The 16,799-nt window shown below is 44.2% G+C and carries 9 protein-coding genes; 5 read left to right on the forward strand and 4 right to left on the reverse strand.

Features of this window, described 5'->3' with window-relative positions:
* Nucleotides 1–128 precede the first annotated feature (128 nt).
* From glpK to AC5JL8_RS26005, 5 genes are all read left to right on the forward strand, one after another.
* Nucleotides 129–1,610 (forward strand): glycerol kinase GlpK, encoded by a 1,482-nt coding sequence (gene glpK / locus AC5JL8_RS25985; protein WP_495882565.1) that lies wholly within the window; start codon nt 129–131, stop codon nt 1,608–1,610.
* A gap of 39 nt (nt 1,611–1,649) precedes the next feature.
* On the forward strand, nt 1,650–3,359 hold the full coding sequence (locus AC5JL8_RS25990; protein ID WP_495882566.1) for a glycerol-3-phosphate dehydrogenase/oxidase: 1,710 nt from the start codon (nt 1,650–1,652) through the stop codon (nt 3,357–3,359).
* A 24-nt stretch (nt 3,360–3,383) separates the two neighbouring features.
* Nucleotides 3,384–3,656: a hypothetical protein gene (locus tag AC5JL8_RS25995; RefSeq protein WP_495882567.1), complete on the forward strand. Its 273-nt coding sequence runs from the start codon at nt 3,384–3,386 to the stop codon at nt 3,654–3,656.
* Nucleotides 3,657–3,662: 6 nt separating this feature from the next.
* Complete coding sequence (locus AC5JL8_RS26000) at nt 3,663–3,944, forward strand: hypothetical protein (RefSeq protein ID WP_495882568.1); 282 nt, start codon at nt 3,663–3,665, stop codon at nt 3,942–3,944.
* A gap of 162 nt (nt 3,945–4,106) precedes the next feature.
* Nucleotides 4,107–4,322 carry a hypothetical protein gene (locus AC5JL8_RS26005; protein ID WP_495882569.1) on the forward strand — a complete coding sequence of 72 codons (216 nt, stop codon included), beginning with the start codon at nt 4,107–4,109 and terminating at the stop codon, nt 4,320–4,322.
* A 1,969-nt stretch (nt 4,323–6,291) separates the two neighbouring features.
* Here the strand turns inward: AC5JL8_RS26005 and AC5JL8_RS26010 are convergent.
* The 4 genes from AC5JL8_RS26010 to AC5JL8_RS26025 all read right to left on the reverse strand — a co-directional run bounded on the left by AC5JL8_RS26010 (nt 6,292) and on the right by AC5JL8_RS26025 (nt 16,760).
* Nucleotides 6,292–7,104 (reverse strand): carbonic anhydrase, encoded by an 813-nt coding sequence (locus tag AC5JL8_RS26010; RefSeq protein WP_495882570.1) that lies wholly within the window; start codon nt 7,102–7,104, stop codon nt 6,292–6,294.
* Nucleotides 7,105–7,229: 125 nt separating this feature from the next.
* Nucleotides 7,230–7,712: a hypothetical protein gene (locus AC5JL8_RS26015; protein WP_495882571.1), complete on the reverse strand. Its 483-nt coding sequence runs from the start codon at nt 7,710–7,712 to the stop codon at nt 7,230–7,232.
* 434 nt (nt 7,713–8,146) lie between these two features.
* Complete coding sequence (locus AC5JL8_RS26020) at nt 8,147–8,773, reverse strand: PFE-CTERM domain-containing protein (protein WP_495882572.1); 627 nt, start codon at nt 8,771–8,773, stop codon at nt 8,147–8,149.
* 121 nt (nt 8,774–8,894) lie between these two features.
* Entirely contained in the window at nt 8,895–16,760 is a 7,866-nt protein-coding gene (locus AC5JL8_RS26025; RefSeq protein WP_495882573.1) for a DUF4347 domain-containing protein, read from the reverse strand.
* Nucleotides 16,761–16,799: the final 39 nt, after the last annotated feature.

Below are 16,799 nucleotides of genomic sequence, written 5' to 3' on the forward strand. Positions count from 1 at the left end.
AAAGTATCAAATTGTACCTATATAAATCAATTCATCCTTTCATTCAGCAATGCCGCATTTTTTAACTAGCAACTTGGGTTAACATAACAAGCCAATGCATTAATATATACGTTGGCTACTTGTATCCTATGACTAAATACATTTTGGCATTCGACCAAGGCACTACTAGCTCCCGCGCCATTGTATTTAACCGTAATGGCGAGCTGCTGAGTGTTGCTCAAAAAGAATTTCAACAAATCTTTCCGCAGCTCGGTTGGGTTGAGCATGATGCTGACGAAATTTGGTCTTCGCAAGTTGGTGTTGCTAACGAAGCCCTAGCTCGTATTGGTATCCGTGCTAGTGATATTGCTGCCATTGGTATTACCAATCAACGAGAAACCACGATCGCCTGGGATCGAAAAACGGGCAAGCCGGTTTACAATGCGATCGTCTGGCAAGACCGTCGCACTGCTGCTTACTGCGATGAACTCAAAGCAGCTGAATATGAGGCAACATTCCAAAAGAAAACGGGATTGGTAATTGATGCCTACTTTAGCGGCACAAAACTTAAGTGGTTGCTCGATCATGTGCCCAGCGCTCGTGAAAAAGCCGAGCGTGGAGAACTGGCTTTTGGAACCGTCGATAGCTGGTTAATCTGGAAGTTGACTCAGGGCGAACTCCACATCACGGATGTGACCAATGCCTGCCGAACTCTACTGTTCAATATTCATACTCAAGATTGGGATGATGAATTGCTGTCAATTCTCGATATTCCCCGTTCGCTTCTCCCCGAAGTACGGAGTTCATCAGAAGTTTATGGATACACCTCCGAAGGCCTTTTTGGTAGCCGTCTTCCTATTGCTGGAATTGCTGGAGACCAGCAGGCTGCAACCTTTGGGCAAGCATCTCTGCAAAGTGGCATGGCGAAAAACACTTACGGCACAGGGTGTTTTTTGCTGCTAAATACAGGTGATCAGCCCATGCCATCCTACCATAAGCTACTGACCACGATCGCCTGGCGTATTAATGGACGCACTAATTATGCTTTGGAAGGTAGCGTATTTGTAGCCGGGGCAGTTGTGCAATGGCTACGCGACGGACTCGGCATTATTAAGCATAGTGCAGATGTTGAACAGCTTGCTTGCAGTGTTACTGATAACGGCGGTGTGTATTTTGTACCTGCCTTCGTTGGCTTGGGCGCACCGTATTGGGATAGCTATGCTCGCGGCACGATCGCTGGCTTAACTCGTGGTTCAACTAGCGCCCATATCGCCCGTGCAGCACTAGAAAGCATTGCCTATCAAACGGCTGACGTGATTGATGCCATGCATCAAGATTCTCAGCTTAACCTCAGTGAACTGCGAGTAGATGGCGGTGCATCTCGCAACGATTTACTTATGCAATTCCAGGCAGATATTCTAGGTGTACCCGTTGTCCGTCCAAAAATCACCGAAACCACTGCTTTAGGCGCTGCTTATTTGGCAGGTTTAGCCGTTGGCTACTGGGAAAGCGAAGAGGAAATTGTGCAGCAGTGGCAACTTGACAAGCGATTTGAGCCGTCGATGAGCGTTGATCATCGGGAGACATTGCGCTCGTCATGGCGGCGGGCGATCGCTCAGACTCGACACTGACGAAGCTGGGGAAACAGTCAGTAACATAGAAGAATGATTGTGAACGCACCGATAACTCGTCAAGACCTCATTGCCAAGCTTCGCCAGTCTGATGAGTGGGATTTTATTGTGATTGGCGGTGGCGCAACGGGTTTGGGATGTGCTGTTGAAGCAGCCACGCGGGGCTACCGAACACTGTTGTTAGAAAAATATGACTTTGCCAAAGGAACCTCCAGCCGCTCAACTAAGCTGGTGCATGGAGGAGTGCGGTATTTGGCACAAGGAAACATCGCTTTGGTAAGAGAAGCACTGCACGAAAGGGGACTGTTGCGCCGGAATGCGCCTCATCTTGTGAACGATTTGACGTTTGTAGTGCCGGGATATACGTGGTGGTCGCAGCTTTTTTACGGCGCGGGTTTAAAGCTTTACGATTTGCTGTCAGGTAGTTTGAGCTTAGGTCATAGCGGGTTTTTGAGTGAACAAGATACACTCTTACGCTTACCAACTTTAAAAACTGACGGACTCAGGGGAGGAGTTGTTTACCATGATGGACAGTTTGATGATGCTCGCCTTGCCATTACCCTGCTGCAAACATTACTAGATTACAACGGCGTTGCTTTAAATTATCTGCCAGTAGTTGGTTTACTCAAGCAAGGAGAGCGGGTAAGAGGTGTTTGTGCCCGTGATGCTGAAACAAGGGAAGCTTTTGAACTTAAGGGAAAAGTCGTGGTGAATGCCACAGGCGTATTCGTGGATGACGTGCGGCGCATGGATGATCCCACAGCATCGGCAATGCTATCTCCTAGCCAAGGGGTGCATATCGTCGTAGACAAGCGATTTTTACCTAACGACAGTGCGATGATGATTCCCAAAACTGAGGATGGACGGGTGTTGTTTGCAGTCCCCTGGCATGGCAAAGTAGTAATTGGTACAACTGACACCCCTGTTGAGCATACATCCTACGAACCTCGTCCCCTTGAGGAAGAAATTGACTTTATTCTGCGTACAGCTGCTCAATATCTCACACCTGCACCCAGCCGTCAGGATGCGTTGAGCGTTTTCGTAGGACAGCGCCCGTTAGTGAAGGTAGGGGGAAAGGGGACACGGGGACAAGGGGACAAGGGGACAAGGGGACACGGGGACAAGGGGACACGGGGAGAAATTTTTACTCAGAACTCAGAACTCAGCGAGAAGTTGCAAGGAGGGTTTCCCTCCGGGCAAACTTCGGTGACTCAGCACTCTGAGTCAACTGCGGCCCTGTCCCGCGAACACGTGATTTGCATTTCTGCTTCAGGATTACTGACGATTACTGGTGGCAAATGGACAACTTACCGCAAGATGGGCGAGGACGTGGTAAATCAAGCAATGCAACTTGTAAATCTCTCCCCCCGTCCTTCAATCACCTCTAGCTTACATTTACACGGCTGGACTCAAACCCCAGCAGCAGAACCCTTAAATGTTTATGGCGCTGATGCAGCTAGCATCCGAGATTTGCCTGGTGCAAACACACTGCTGCATCCCCGGTTACCCTACTTAGAGGCAGAGGTGCGATGGGCTGCGCGTTACGAACTGGCGCGCACGGTGGAGGATATACTAGCACGACGAACGCGATCGCTGTTGTTGGATGCGATCGCCAGCATAGAAGCATCTGGTCGTGTTGCAGCAATTTTGGCTGATGAACTAGGGTTAGACACAACTTGGGAGCAACAGCAAATTGCAGACTATCAGTCCCTCGCCGCAGGATATTTGCTCAACTATCAGGGAGAATAGTTTTAAAGTTCGATTGGTTTGCAGATGAATCTAGGAATAATCGAGCCTTACAGTAGTGGATTTTTAGAAGTTGTACCGGAGGGTGAAGGAAGCGACTATTGGCAGATTGCAGCCATACACATCAATGGTGAAGCCTTCTGTCCTAGTCCTCGGCTTTATCGTTCACAACAGGCAGCATTAGCACTAGCTGCACAAATTTATGACTGGATAGCTGATCGCGAGCAAGAAATTAGCGATGGGGATTGCTACTGCTCTAAGTTGAAGCTGAGTGTGTGGCATCAACCGAAAGTATCTTAGTTTCTCTTGGCCAAGAGTGCGATCGCTTTCCCGCAAAGTGCCACAGGCGATCGCATTTTGGAAATTGCCCAACAATTTACAGATTTTGAACGCTTGCAACGTTTAGACCAACAGTTGGAATCAATTTTAGGGACTTTTAAAGCAAAACATTATCAGTATGGCCAGATGACATCTCTGAATATATATAGTATAAATGTACTATCAGATCGCCTTTGGTTCATCTTCCCCACTTCCGAAGTGGGGATTTTATTTTGCTTCATTGAAAAATGGATGCCTGCATTGCATTAAATCACACTTTTAACCATGTGATAACTGGCAGGCACGACAAGGGGAAATTTTATTCTGAGGATGGGCTTTGAATTTATGGAGTAATGAAGGTACAATCTAAGAATGAACAAAATCTAAAGAAATTATTAAATTTTTAGATTTAGTAGAGTATGAGGCTGCGATATGGGATCTACAACATTACGGTTGCTTTGGTCAGTCATTGAGGAAACCCAAACCAGTATTTTGTTGGGTTTAAATGATACAGAGCTAATTAAGCAAATACTGGCGCAGATCAATAATAAACAACTGCTCAGTGGCGAAGAAATCGATAGTGTCAGAGCTTATATTTACGCTAGAACTCCGCTAATTCGGGACTTAGCTCAGGCGCGTATAGCCTAGTAACGCTATACGAAGCCACCCTTTTGGTGTCTACAAAATTCAAAGAGCTTGTTTTCTAAGCTGTTTTTTGTCTAGTAAGTTTGTTTCTGCCACATTGAACTAATAATACCCTTATCCCTGGTAAGTTAGCTCTAAAAAGGTATTGAGCGATCGCCTGCTTTACTCTTAAGTATCTGTACACCATACAGTTAAACTCAGTAGTAGGTGCGATCCAAACGTTTTTACGCTGATAACCTCTTAATTCTGTATACAGTTTAGTTAGCAATATTTATCTTTCCAATATTCCCCGATTGCCCGTTTTCAAGGTTATTGGGGGAATTAAGTTTGATATGAGCAGTAAGCTAAACCACATCTAGTTTGCATCCCAGAAATTTCAATAAATCTTATAAGGTGGGCATCTTGCCCGCCTTGATTATGCAATTTAAATGTGTAACAGCTTATTAACTCAGACTTTTCTTTGTATCCTTGGCGTTATACGCTGCAAGAACCCGTTTTCTACCAATGAATAGCACTATACGCCTGATGTGAATTAGAGCCTCTTATTTCATCAGGCTTTCTAGATTCGTTCAAAATCATTGTTTTGGAAACCTACGAAATTACAAGGGTTTTAGGACTTAATCCACATTAAACGTACTATCTAAATGAGTACTCTATAATAACCGCTACGAATAAAGAAGTTGTTTAGTCCGGGATTTTTGCTGTTTCATCAGTGAAATAAAATTCAACTATTCTTCGAGTGGGAAAGATGTAAATAACCGCAACAGGCAATTATACTTGGTCTAATATTGTCTATGGTGCTTAAGTCTACTACTTGTGACTGATAAAATATTCAAAATCTACTACCTTTAGACAGATAGACTAGTATTAATAATGACTGCATAATTTCTGTGTTATTTATCTTGTTAGGCGTGACCACTCCAATAATTTTTGGAGTGGTATTTTATACCAAATAAGGATAAAAAATATTTGTTTGACATTGAATAAAACCTAATATATGTAAACTATTTAACGAAATTATAGCCTACGGGAAAGTCTAATAGCGATCGCTTCGTTCACAGGAAAAAATCAAACCAACTTTGTATTAATCGTAACAAAGATTTTATTTTATCAATTAACAAGTTTTACTTATTACTTTTGATAGAGGTTATTATTATAACTTACCACCTTACGGTAGATAAAATAATACTCGTGTTTCCCACATAATAATTTATGTGTAATACATCATCTTAGGGCTTTAAACCACTCCAAACACTCCTTGGAGTGGCATTTTTATGAGAAATAATGTTTTGTAAAACCTAGCACAGTATTAAACTTGCAAGTAAGTTTATTTTGCTCTCTTATATTTAGTCATAAAATTTTGTACTATACTAAACATCATCAAAATATAACTACTAAAAATAGCCGTACTTAAAGTTGTAAATGTAGGTATATTAAATTTTTTGACTAAAGCTTTTAACATAATTACTGCTCCAATGCTAAAGATTAAACTAGCTGCAAAAGCTATTAAATTCTTGTTCAAAGCATTTTCCTAATTGCTTTATATTGCATTTAATTTATTAATAAATGATTCATTTATTTAAGTGCTGTAAAAGCCGTTACCTATTAAATTGGTAATAAGTTTATTTAGATTTGTTTAAGAATTTGATATAAATTTATTAACGTGTTTAACTATACCTGAGATTAAAGATAGACGCGGCAAATTTACATCTGATACTCCCTTAGAACTGGATTCACCTGAGAAGATTATTGCGTGGACTTATGAGATAAAAATTTTAAAGGTTTTATTTTATCCCTCAAGGATTTTAAGGGATTGGGTATTAGTGATTGGTCAGACAGCGCTGCTGCGGGAGGGTTTCCAACGGACAGTTCCTACCCTGCCTTAAGCCACCCTGCGGGTGTCTACTAGCAGATACCTGAAGGGCGACGCGGAAGGGGAGAAATTATTCTTAGCACTCACCACTCAATTAGCCTAATTCGTTCCTCGATAAATTCGCTCTATCTGTTCTGGAGAAAGGCGTGTCATGGGAAACCGCTCATGTCCATAAGTTGTGAGTTTTTGAGGAGGTTTAATTTCGCCTTGCTGGGTTTGAGCAGAACGGATTGCTACGTCGCCAGATGGAAACTGGTCTAGACGCTTCTCATCCATCTCTAATTCTAGAAGCTGGCTTTGGGGCAAAACATAAGCGTGCTTATGGTGATCGTATGCTAAAACTTCTCCTGTCTCAATGTGATAAATCCAAGCATATATGCTTAGTTGCCCTTGGTAGAGCTTAGAGTGAATTACTGGATACGTCCGCAAATTCTCTATTTGGGTAAGGACATTTTCGGCAATCATGATTTCAAGGAGTTCCTCCTCCTGGTACTGACTGTAGTGGTCTAAAACCAGCCTTCGGGTTGCCTGTGCATATTTGAGCCAATCAAACACAAGCGGCATTTTCTCTTGCAGACTGTTTAACTTGATTAGTCCTTTCATTGCGCCACAATGAGAGTGGCCGCAGACAATAATTTGCCGGATATCTAAGGCTTCGACAGCATATTCAATTGTGGCACCTTCACCGCCATTAGTTGCCCCAAATGGTGGAATGATATTGCCGGCATTGCGGATGACAAACAATTCACCCAGCTGGGCTTGTGTAATTAGATTTGGATCTACACGCGAATCCGAACAGGTAATAAACAATACTCTAGGCTTTTGATGATGAGAAAGTTGCTCAAGCAGTTCTTGATGCTTTGAAACATAGCTAGCTTTAAATTCACGTAGACCTTTAATTAATTTCTTCATTACCAACTTCCAGAGATACTTGTGCGTTTAAAGTACCGAATCAGAGTAAGCAGATTGAGACAGTACAGAGCGCTTTTCTTCTATCTTTTTAATAGTAGATTAATAGTAAATGCCTGCGGATGATTTTAATCTACAAAATCTGTTGTAATTTCAGGCTTTTGAGTATTATTTGAAGTGATTGGACGGTGACCATCAATGTCAAGGGTATCCTTAACGACATAATTACTTTTAGCAATCGGACGTTGACCGTCGATGTCGAAAGTATCTTTAACTTCTAAATCACTTGGGTCAACCGGACGCAAGCCATCTATAGCGAGCATCTCACAACCCTCAAAATCGCTTTTAGCGATCGGACGCTGACCATCTACATCTATTGTTTGGCTTGATTGAATATCGCTCTTAGCGATTGGACGTTGACCATCGATGTCGAGAGTATCCTTAATTTCTAAATCACTTGGCTCAACCGGACGGTGACCATCTATGTCTATTGTTTTAGAAATTTGCTTCGGTTCGTTAGATAATGTCAGTGAACCGATGTTTGCTTCGGTAGTTGTTGTATTCTGATTTGAATTATTTGCAGAGGAATCAACTTTATCTGTGTTATCCATGAGCGTTGCTTTTTCTTCCTACTTTTGGCTAGTGGCTCGCTAACTGACTAAGATACTTGGGTGCAACCAGAGAATCTTCTGCCACAGCACAGAAGTGACGTATAACTTGAGAGCGATTTGTCAGGACACTATAGCTTTCACAATACTCTCTTATGGCGCAGTTCTGTTTCGCTTTCGCTTGTAAAGTACCGACTGGGATGGAATTTCCACCAATTTGTTGAAATAGCGATCGTCTACAGTGGGCGCTTGCACCATCGCCACTGATTGGCTAAAAGTCTAATTTTTACCAACTTTTAGAATGCGGTTGTAAGTCATAAACAAGAACCCCGACTTTTTTAAAAAGTTGGGGTTCTTGTTATTCACGAATGATTAAGGACTGCTATATATTGAATGGAATAGCAAAAAATAGAAGAAAAACTGAGAGTAGAATCTAACTACTTCAAAACTTCATTTACTCTAGATTTACTTTGCAGCTTGCGCCACTGCCAATACACTCCATTTAAACCAAAAATCATCACTAACCCCAAAGTTGGCGAGAACTCATAAGGTACTGGTTGCGCCTGGAAGTTGTTAACGTTAAATACTCCTGCTCCACCGTTATTTTGTAGCGTTTGCACTCGAAAGCCGAAGATGTCACCGGAGTTTACCGCAACTGTAACGGGTGAGGTACTGGCTTCCCCTTCTGATGCGGCTAATTGATAAAAAATATTATTGAGCAGATAACCTGCTGTATCGTCGCCCTCAGTGTCTAAGGTGGAATAAATCCAATCAAAGGCCAACATACCTGCCCTGGTTGAATCAATAGATATAGTCCAATCTGTAGTGCCGTTAGAACCGCTTCCATTGTTACCGCCGCTTAGGTATACGGTGGTTGCATTGCTATCATCAATAGTGCCGTCAGCATTACTGTTAGTTAATGTCCAGTTGCTAGTGCTATAAACATCTGTAAAGCCGGTGATTAAAGCCATCACCTTGGAAGGGAGGCAGGCAGTGATGCCAAGAGTGACACAGGTTGCTAAGCTTAGGTTAAGGATGCGGCGATCGCTAATTAAACGAATCATAGTTAGTTTTGTATTGTAGAAGTTGGGAAGTTAAATCAAAGTATCTGCATTGCGAAGCTAGTCTAGTAAGTCGAGACGGAGACAGCCTCAGTAAGAAACAGGCTGTCTCAATAGGACTGACTTAAACAGTAAAGTAGTTACTCGATGTCAATGCCCCAGCGGGTAGGGTACCCACCATCCCTGTGACCTCAATGAAGAGGTCGCTGCTGGCATTAAAGGCAGCATTGCTGTCGTTAACCGACACATAGGTGCGTCGTGTCGCGGCAGTAGCACCATAGCTAAAGAACACCGCCTGATTTGCTGCTAATGGTTGCGACCCAGCAACAGTGGTGTCAGCATCGTTGTAGGCAGCGGTTACAGCAGCATTTAAATCGGCTGCGGTGACGATACTTGCATTGAAAGTATTAGTGGGGACACTACCAAGGACAATGCGATCGCCTTGATTCGGGTTAAAATCACGAATGCGATCGCGCACAGCGAAAAGCGATTCGCTGAAGGTGGGATAAATGAAACGGTCTGCACCTAACCCACCGGTGAGTACATCCGCTCCGGCTCCACCCGTAAGGCTGTCGTTACCACTACTGCCATTGAGGGTGTCGTTACCTTCTAACCCCAAGAGGGTGTCGTCACCGCTCCCGTCTGCAAGGGTGTCGTTACCACTAGTGCCGATTATAGTTAGGCCTACAGGGCCGCTCACGGTATCATCATTGAGAATAGTGGCCGTACCTTGACTAGTAGCAAGGGTTGCCCCACTGGGATTACTCAGATTTAGATAGAAGGTTTCATCTGGTTCTATAGTTGTATCGCCAGTGATAGCAACATTAACGCTGAGTAAAGTGTTACCAGGAGCAAAGGTGAGAGTGCCACTGGTGGGGGTGTAATCAGCATTAGCGACGGTGGCTGTGTTATCTGCTGTGGCATAGTTCACTGTTACAGGTTGACCACTAGCAGAGGATAATTTGACGCTAAAGGTAGCATTGCGAGTGCCACTGTCTCCTTCTGCCAAGCTAATGCTATAAACGCTGATGGTTGGCAGCAAGTCATCATCCTGGATGGTTGCAGTTACCTCAGAAGTAGCGATCGCCGCATTCGTGGCATTGGTCAGTAGTAATTTGAAAGTTTCATTCGCTTCATTATAAGTATCATTAATCACTGGAACAGAAATTGTTTTCTGGGTTTCTCCAGCCGCAAAGGTGAGTATTCCAGCAGTTGCAGTGTAGTCATAGTTTTTGTAGGCAGTGTCATCTGCGGTAGCATAGTTTAGGGTAACAGTTTGAGTTACAGGTGCGGATAAGGTAACAGTCAATACAGCATTAGGTGTACTGCTATCGCCCTCAGTGATTGTAATATTGCTGGCACTTAATGTTGGTAAAACAGTTAAGTCAAAGACATCTGCCGCCGAAGCGCCAGATGGATCAGCCCCAATTACCCGGATACTGAGCGTTCCAACGTTGGCATTGGTGGGTGTGGCGTTAAATGTAAGGGTAGCTGCATCGAACGTTAACCAACCAGGTAAGGAATCACCAGTGGCGAGTTGAGCGCTGTAGGTGATTGGGTCATTATCTGGATCGCCAATTGTGTTAGCCGGAACAGTGAACGAGAAAGCATTGCCTTGGATAGCTGATTGATCGGCGATCGCAGTTACCAACACTGGTGCATGATTGACTGGTGTAATTGTAATAGAACTGCTGCCTGAAATGGTTGTACCAATCCGGCCCAAGTCACGTACAAACACATCCCTTGTACTATTGGTATCGTCACTAACTAGGTTATTAGCATTGGAGTGGAATACTACATAACGCCCATCCGCTGAAATGCTGGAAACCTGTGAGAAATCATTGCCCTGGATACCACTATCATTGGTGGTAATGCGGGTGATGCTGCCACTCACCAAGTCTTTAACAAACACATCTGCTGTGCCGTTGGTATCGCCGCTAACTAGGTTACTAGCATCGGAATAGAACGACACATAGCGCCCATCCGCTGAAATGCTGGAACTGTAGGAGCTACCATTGCTCTGGGTGCCACTAGCATCGGTGGAAATTCGGGTAATGCTGCCATTCACTAAGTCTTTGACAAACACATCCCTTGTGCCATTGGTATCGCCACTAACTAGGTTGCTAGCATCGGAAGAGAACGCTACATAGCGTCCATCTGCTGAAATTTTGGGGGCACCAGATAAGTTGTTGCCTTGGGTGCCATTGACATCAGTGGAGATGCGGATGATGCTGCCACTCACTAAGTCTTTAACAAATACATCTCCTGTGTTATTAGTATCGTTGCTGACTAGGTTGCTGGCCTCGGAATAAAACGCTACATAGCGCCCATCTGCTGAAATGCTGGGATCGGCAGAAAAATTGTTGCCTTGGGTGCCATTGACATCAGTGGAGATGCGGGTGATGCTGCCACTCATCAAGTCTTTGACAAATACATCTACTGTGTTATTGGTATCTCCACTCACTAAGTTGCTGGCCTCGGAATAGAACGCTACATAGCGCCCATCTGCTGAAATACTGGGATAGTAGGAGAAAGTATTGCCTTGAGTGCCGTTGACATCAGTGGAGATGCGTGTAATGTTGTTACTCACTAGGTCTTTGACAAACACATCGGTGGTGCTATTGGTATCTCCACTCACTAAGTTGCTGGCACCGGAGTAGAACGCCACATAGCGTCCATCCGCAGAAATGCTTGCAAAGGAGGAGCCACTATTGCCCTGAGTGCCAATGGCACTGGTCGAAATCCGGGTAATGCTGCCACTCACCAGGTCTTTAACAAACACATCCTCTTTACCATTGGTATCGCCATCCACCAAGTTGCTGGCATAGGAAGAGAACGCCACATAACGACCATTCGCTGAAATTCTTGGAAAGGAGGAGTCACTATTGCCCTGAGTACCACTGGCACTGGTGGAGATGCGGGTAATGGTTGAGGGTATAGCATCGAATACAGTGAAGCCAAAGCTATCACTGGTAGTTTTGCTGCCGTTTTGTAAGTAGGTGACGTGACCGTTGTTAATGTCATCTTGGGTAAACTTGCCTCCAACTGCTAAAGTGTTGCCATTGAGTTGCAAGGTGCCGGCAGTAGGTAAGTTTGTCAGAGTATAAGTTAATTGGGTTGGGGTATTGTCCTGATCTGTGGTTTGCAGTAATGCTGAGGTAATTGTGACTATGCTGCCCTGATTCACCGGAATCGTCGCATTATTCACCAGCACTGGAGCATCGTTGAGGTTATTGACACTGATGGTCAAGGCTTCCTCATAGCTTAATCCATCCTGATCTGTAGTGCGTACCCGAATGCTGTAGCTGTTCTTAGTTTCGTAGTCGGGGGAGAGGTTGATACTTAACTGGTTACCCTGAACAATGCTGAAACTGGCATTATCCGTACTGCCTGTACCAGAAACCAGGGTGTAGGTATGGGTGTTACCTGCATCAGGGTCAGTGGTATTAAACGTGCCGACGATCGTGTTAGCAGGAATGTTTTCGTTAACGCTGGTGGCACTTAAGCTTAGGTCTATAGGTGCGTTATAAGGCTTTGTAACTGTCACTCCCTGCGAAAATTCTGAAGTGTTGTTATTCGCATCCGTTGCTGTAGCTGTGATGAAGTGTCCCAACGGTACAGATGTCGTTAGATTTGCTGTAAAGCTGGCATTGCCAAGATCGTTAGTGGTAACATCCACAGAACCCAGATAAGTCTGCCCTTCGCCATAGCCTGTAGGATGTAGACTGCTGTTAGCAAAGAACTCAATTCTAAAGATGCTGTTGGGTTTGCTGTTAAGGATACCTGCGATCGCAGTTGTACTGCTTTTAGTAGTTGTGCCGCTACTAGAAGTTGCAGAAGTCAGAATAGGAAAGTTTTGCCGATTGTTAGCGCCTGTATCCCCATCGCCAACGTCATTAAGGGTAACACCATCATAGTTAAGGTCAATACCTAAAGCTGTGTTGGCGAAAATCGAATTACCTGTAATGTTATTTCCTGTTGCAGTCCCACTAAAGGCGGCAACTACAACCCCGCGTGTATTATAAGCAATGGTGTTATTGCTAATAATGTTGTTGGTAGCATCATTGATAAAGATGCCATCAGAGCTATTGCCTAAAGGATCGTTATTGTAATTCGTTCCAATTTGGTTGTTACCAATGTAATTTCCCGTTGCTGTGCTGCCATAAATGCTGATGCCACCACCATCATTGCCAGCGATTACATTCATGGAAGCGTAAGTATTTGATGCAGCAGAAATGTTAATGCCTGGGCTAAAGTTACCTAAATCAGAGGTTCCAAAAGCATTTGTACCAATGAAGTTACTGATAACTTGGTTGTTTGTAGTATTTTCGCCATGAATGAAAATAGCTCCATTAGCGCCTGTCAGTCCGTTACCAGAAATGACATTGTTAGCGATCGCGTTAGAGCTTGCGCCATAACCAATGGTGACACCACCGACCCAACCAGAGTTACCAATGGTGCTATATCCATCAGATCTCAATCCAATGTAGTTACCAATGACCTGGTTATAAGAAGCACCGGTAAAGGAGATATTGATACCACCATTGTTATTCCCAGAGATAACGTTACGTGATCCTAAAGAACTGCCACCAATGCGATTGTTTGCAGACTCAATGTAAATTCCAGAATTGCCATTTCCTTCCTCATAAAAGCCGCTGATATCAGTGCCGATGTAGTTGCCTTCAATGACGTTATTACCACCGCCCCATATATATATGCCAAAGTCACTAAAGCGGTTAATGACTAATCCTCTAATTGTGCTGTTACCGGCAGCTAACACCAAACCACTAACACCACTACCAGCATTGGCTCCATGGAGTTCGATAGGTGGGCCACCAAAATAACCAGTATAAGGATTAGCTTGGGTAGTGCCATCAATAATTATGGAGTCTGTAATTGTAGGTAAGGCAGAGAAGAGCTTAATCGTTTGTGCTCCAGACCCTGCAATATTAAAGGTAATTGTGTCCGTACCAGGATTGCTATTAGCCCACTCAATCGCAGCCCGTAAGCTACCTGCACCACTATCATTGGTATTGGTGACGATATTAGGTGGAGTTGCAGAAGCGATCGCAATCTCAAAGACATCATTAGTAGATAATCCACTCGGATCAAAAGCTGTTACCCGGACGTTGAGCGTTCCGACATCTGCATTAGTAGGTGTACCGCTGAAAGTACGAGTAGAGGGGTTAAAGCTCAACCAACCAGGCAGAGGTGAACCATCACTGCGTGTAACCATGTAAGCCAGTGGATCGCCATCTGGATCGGTAAAGACATTAGATGCAAATGAGAAGTTGAATAAACTATTAGCAGTTGCCGTCTGATCGGCTAGTCCAGAACCTCCTCCAGCGCCTCCTCCAGTAATAGAGATGTTATCAATTGCCCAGTTATCGAATGAATCACCACTGTGAGAAATTTGCCGCCAGCGAAACTGAGTTGCATTGCTTTGGGCTGCAACTGGGATAGTTAAGGTTTGGGTTGACCAACTAGTATAAAGGTCTTGATCGTAGGTTGCTAGTATACTCCAGCTTGCTCCGGCATTAGTTGAGTATTCCAGAACAACATCTTCTCCAAAATCTGCATTTTCTCGAGGAAAACTGTCAGAACCAATAATCAAATCAAAGGAAATTGTGCCACCGTTCGAGATATTTAGTGATTGGGTAGTTGCCGAGCGATCGCCATTACCATTGAACCAAAGGGAGTTACCGTTACCAGGGAAGTTAGTGTTTGCAGCGCCACTGCTGATCGATAGCCATTTCGTGTTATCTACACCCGGATCAAAATCATCACTTAGAACAACACCACTACCACCTCCGACTAAGAAAGAAGCATCAGCATACCCAATAGTTTCATCTCCCGATCGGAACTGAGATGTTCCTTCATGATGGAAATACCAGCGATTATTAGAGGGCGAAACCGTAAAGGCAGCCATATCAGCCAAACTGTTGAATGTCGCTACTGTTTCGGTGACGCCATCAGGAACCCGTATCCGTTTAATTGTATTGGTAGGAGATTCATCTACATAAACTAGATGGACAGTATTATCAAAATACTCAGCGACACCCCAAATTGCCCAATTTTCGCTACCTCTCCAAAGAGGCTGATTCATTACTCCCAAATCAGTTACTGTTCCAAAAGGCAAGTCAATATTATAGACCCGTGAATTTGTATAAATGACGGCACGGTTGTAGCCGGAAAAGATTCCTGTTGGGCCTGATGTATTAATTGGGGTTGATAAGGAGATATTCGTTCCTGAAAGTGTACCAGTGCTGCCATCGATTCCTCGTAAGCTGGTGATGGTACCGCCGTTGGGGCCTAAGGGTATTAAATTATTGGCAAAGGTGTATACATCGCCCGTTGCGAGATTGCTGAAAATGGCATCATACTGTTGTCCAATACTAGTGCCTCCAGAAAGGTCAGTCAGCGCAAACCTACCTGTTTGGTAGTCTCCTGTATAAAAGACTTGAGAATTGGAAATCGCAATACCACCCCGGTCGTCGCCTGTAACGGTATTGTGTTCGATCGCATTGACTCCAGTTGCCAACAAACTTGTAATTTTGAAGGTATTTCCACTACTTGCTGAAACAACAGGTGCTTCATTGAGGTTATTGACGTTGATGGTCAATACTTCCTCGTAGCTCAGTCCCCCTTGATCGGTCGTGCGTACCCGAATGCTGTAGCTTTTCTTAGTTTCGTAGTCGGGGGAGAGGTTGATACTTAACTGGTTGCCATTGACGATACTGAAGTTGGCATTATCTGTACTGCCTGTACCGGAGACTAGGGTGTAGGTGTGGGTGTTACCTGCATCTGGATCAACTGTGTTGAATATGCCGATGACCGTGTTAGCAGGAATATTTTCGTTAACGCTGGTGGCACTTAAGCTCAGGTCTGTAGGTGCGTTATTAACTGGAATAACCGAATCAGTGTAGATCCTGACATCATCAATATTCCAAGAGCTAACTGAATAAACACCCGTACTCCCAACATTGAAACCAAAGCGAATTTGTGTGGCTGCGCTCTTGTAAGCAGTAATGTCAAAGTTTTGCAGCGTCCAGGAATTATCTTGAATACCAGGGCTTCCTCCTGAACTCCAGAGTGTTACCCAACTGCTACCATTGTAAATTTCAACGGTATTCTGCATGTAGGGGGTGTAGTCGCTGTTCAGCCAACGGTAGTAGTCAAAGAAGACACTGCCAGAAATGTTGGTATTGATAACAGGGCTAAGGATGTACTGATAGCCATGCAATGAGGTAGAAGCATTACCTCCAATGACAACTCCTGCTACGCCGTTATCAGAGGTGGGTGTATTGTCAAATGTAGGGTCTGGATTACCGTAGTTCTGCCCACTAGAAGCTGTTGCAGAGCCAATCTGCCATTCTGGGCCCAGTGTCCATCCAGTATTATTAGCGAAGGAATCGTAGAACAGGTCTGGTAACACATGGGCATAAACTGCCATCGCTTCCGGCTTAAAAGCTAGGGGAGAGACTACTTTTCCTGTGGTCACATCTAGTTCCCAATTGCCACCCAAGGCAAGATTACCGACTTTGGTGGAAGATGCCGCGATGGCAGTATCCAGCAATAACCCCAACCTGTAGACAAATGTAGCTCCTGCATTTCCAGCACCGACTTCACAACCATAAAGCAAAATTTCAGCGCCCCATGCCAAGGATTTTGTCCATTCCTGCAAAGCACTGCTGTAGAAGTCTAGAGTAGACAGACTTAAAGTTGAGCGACCCAGTTGGATTTGGCCTGGTTGTCCGTGCGCCACCAGATGTACACTCGTTACACCTTGCCGTTGTGACAGTTCCCAGCTAATTTGAGCAATGCCATCGTCGAGGGAGTCTAGTACAACTACCTCCACCCCAGCGATTACACCTGCGGCTAATTGCTCAAAGTCTGGAACTTTAGTATCAATAAAAACAATGCTATTGGCTATGTTTGTCCAAGAACTGACAGGTGATATAGAAGATTCAGTTACATAATTAACTTTCATTAGAAGCGTGTTTCCTTAAACTTGCTAAATATGAATCAC

Source organism: Mojavia sp. (genome assembly GCF_059505145.1).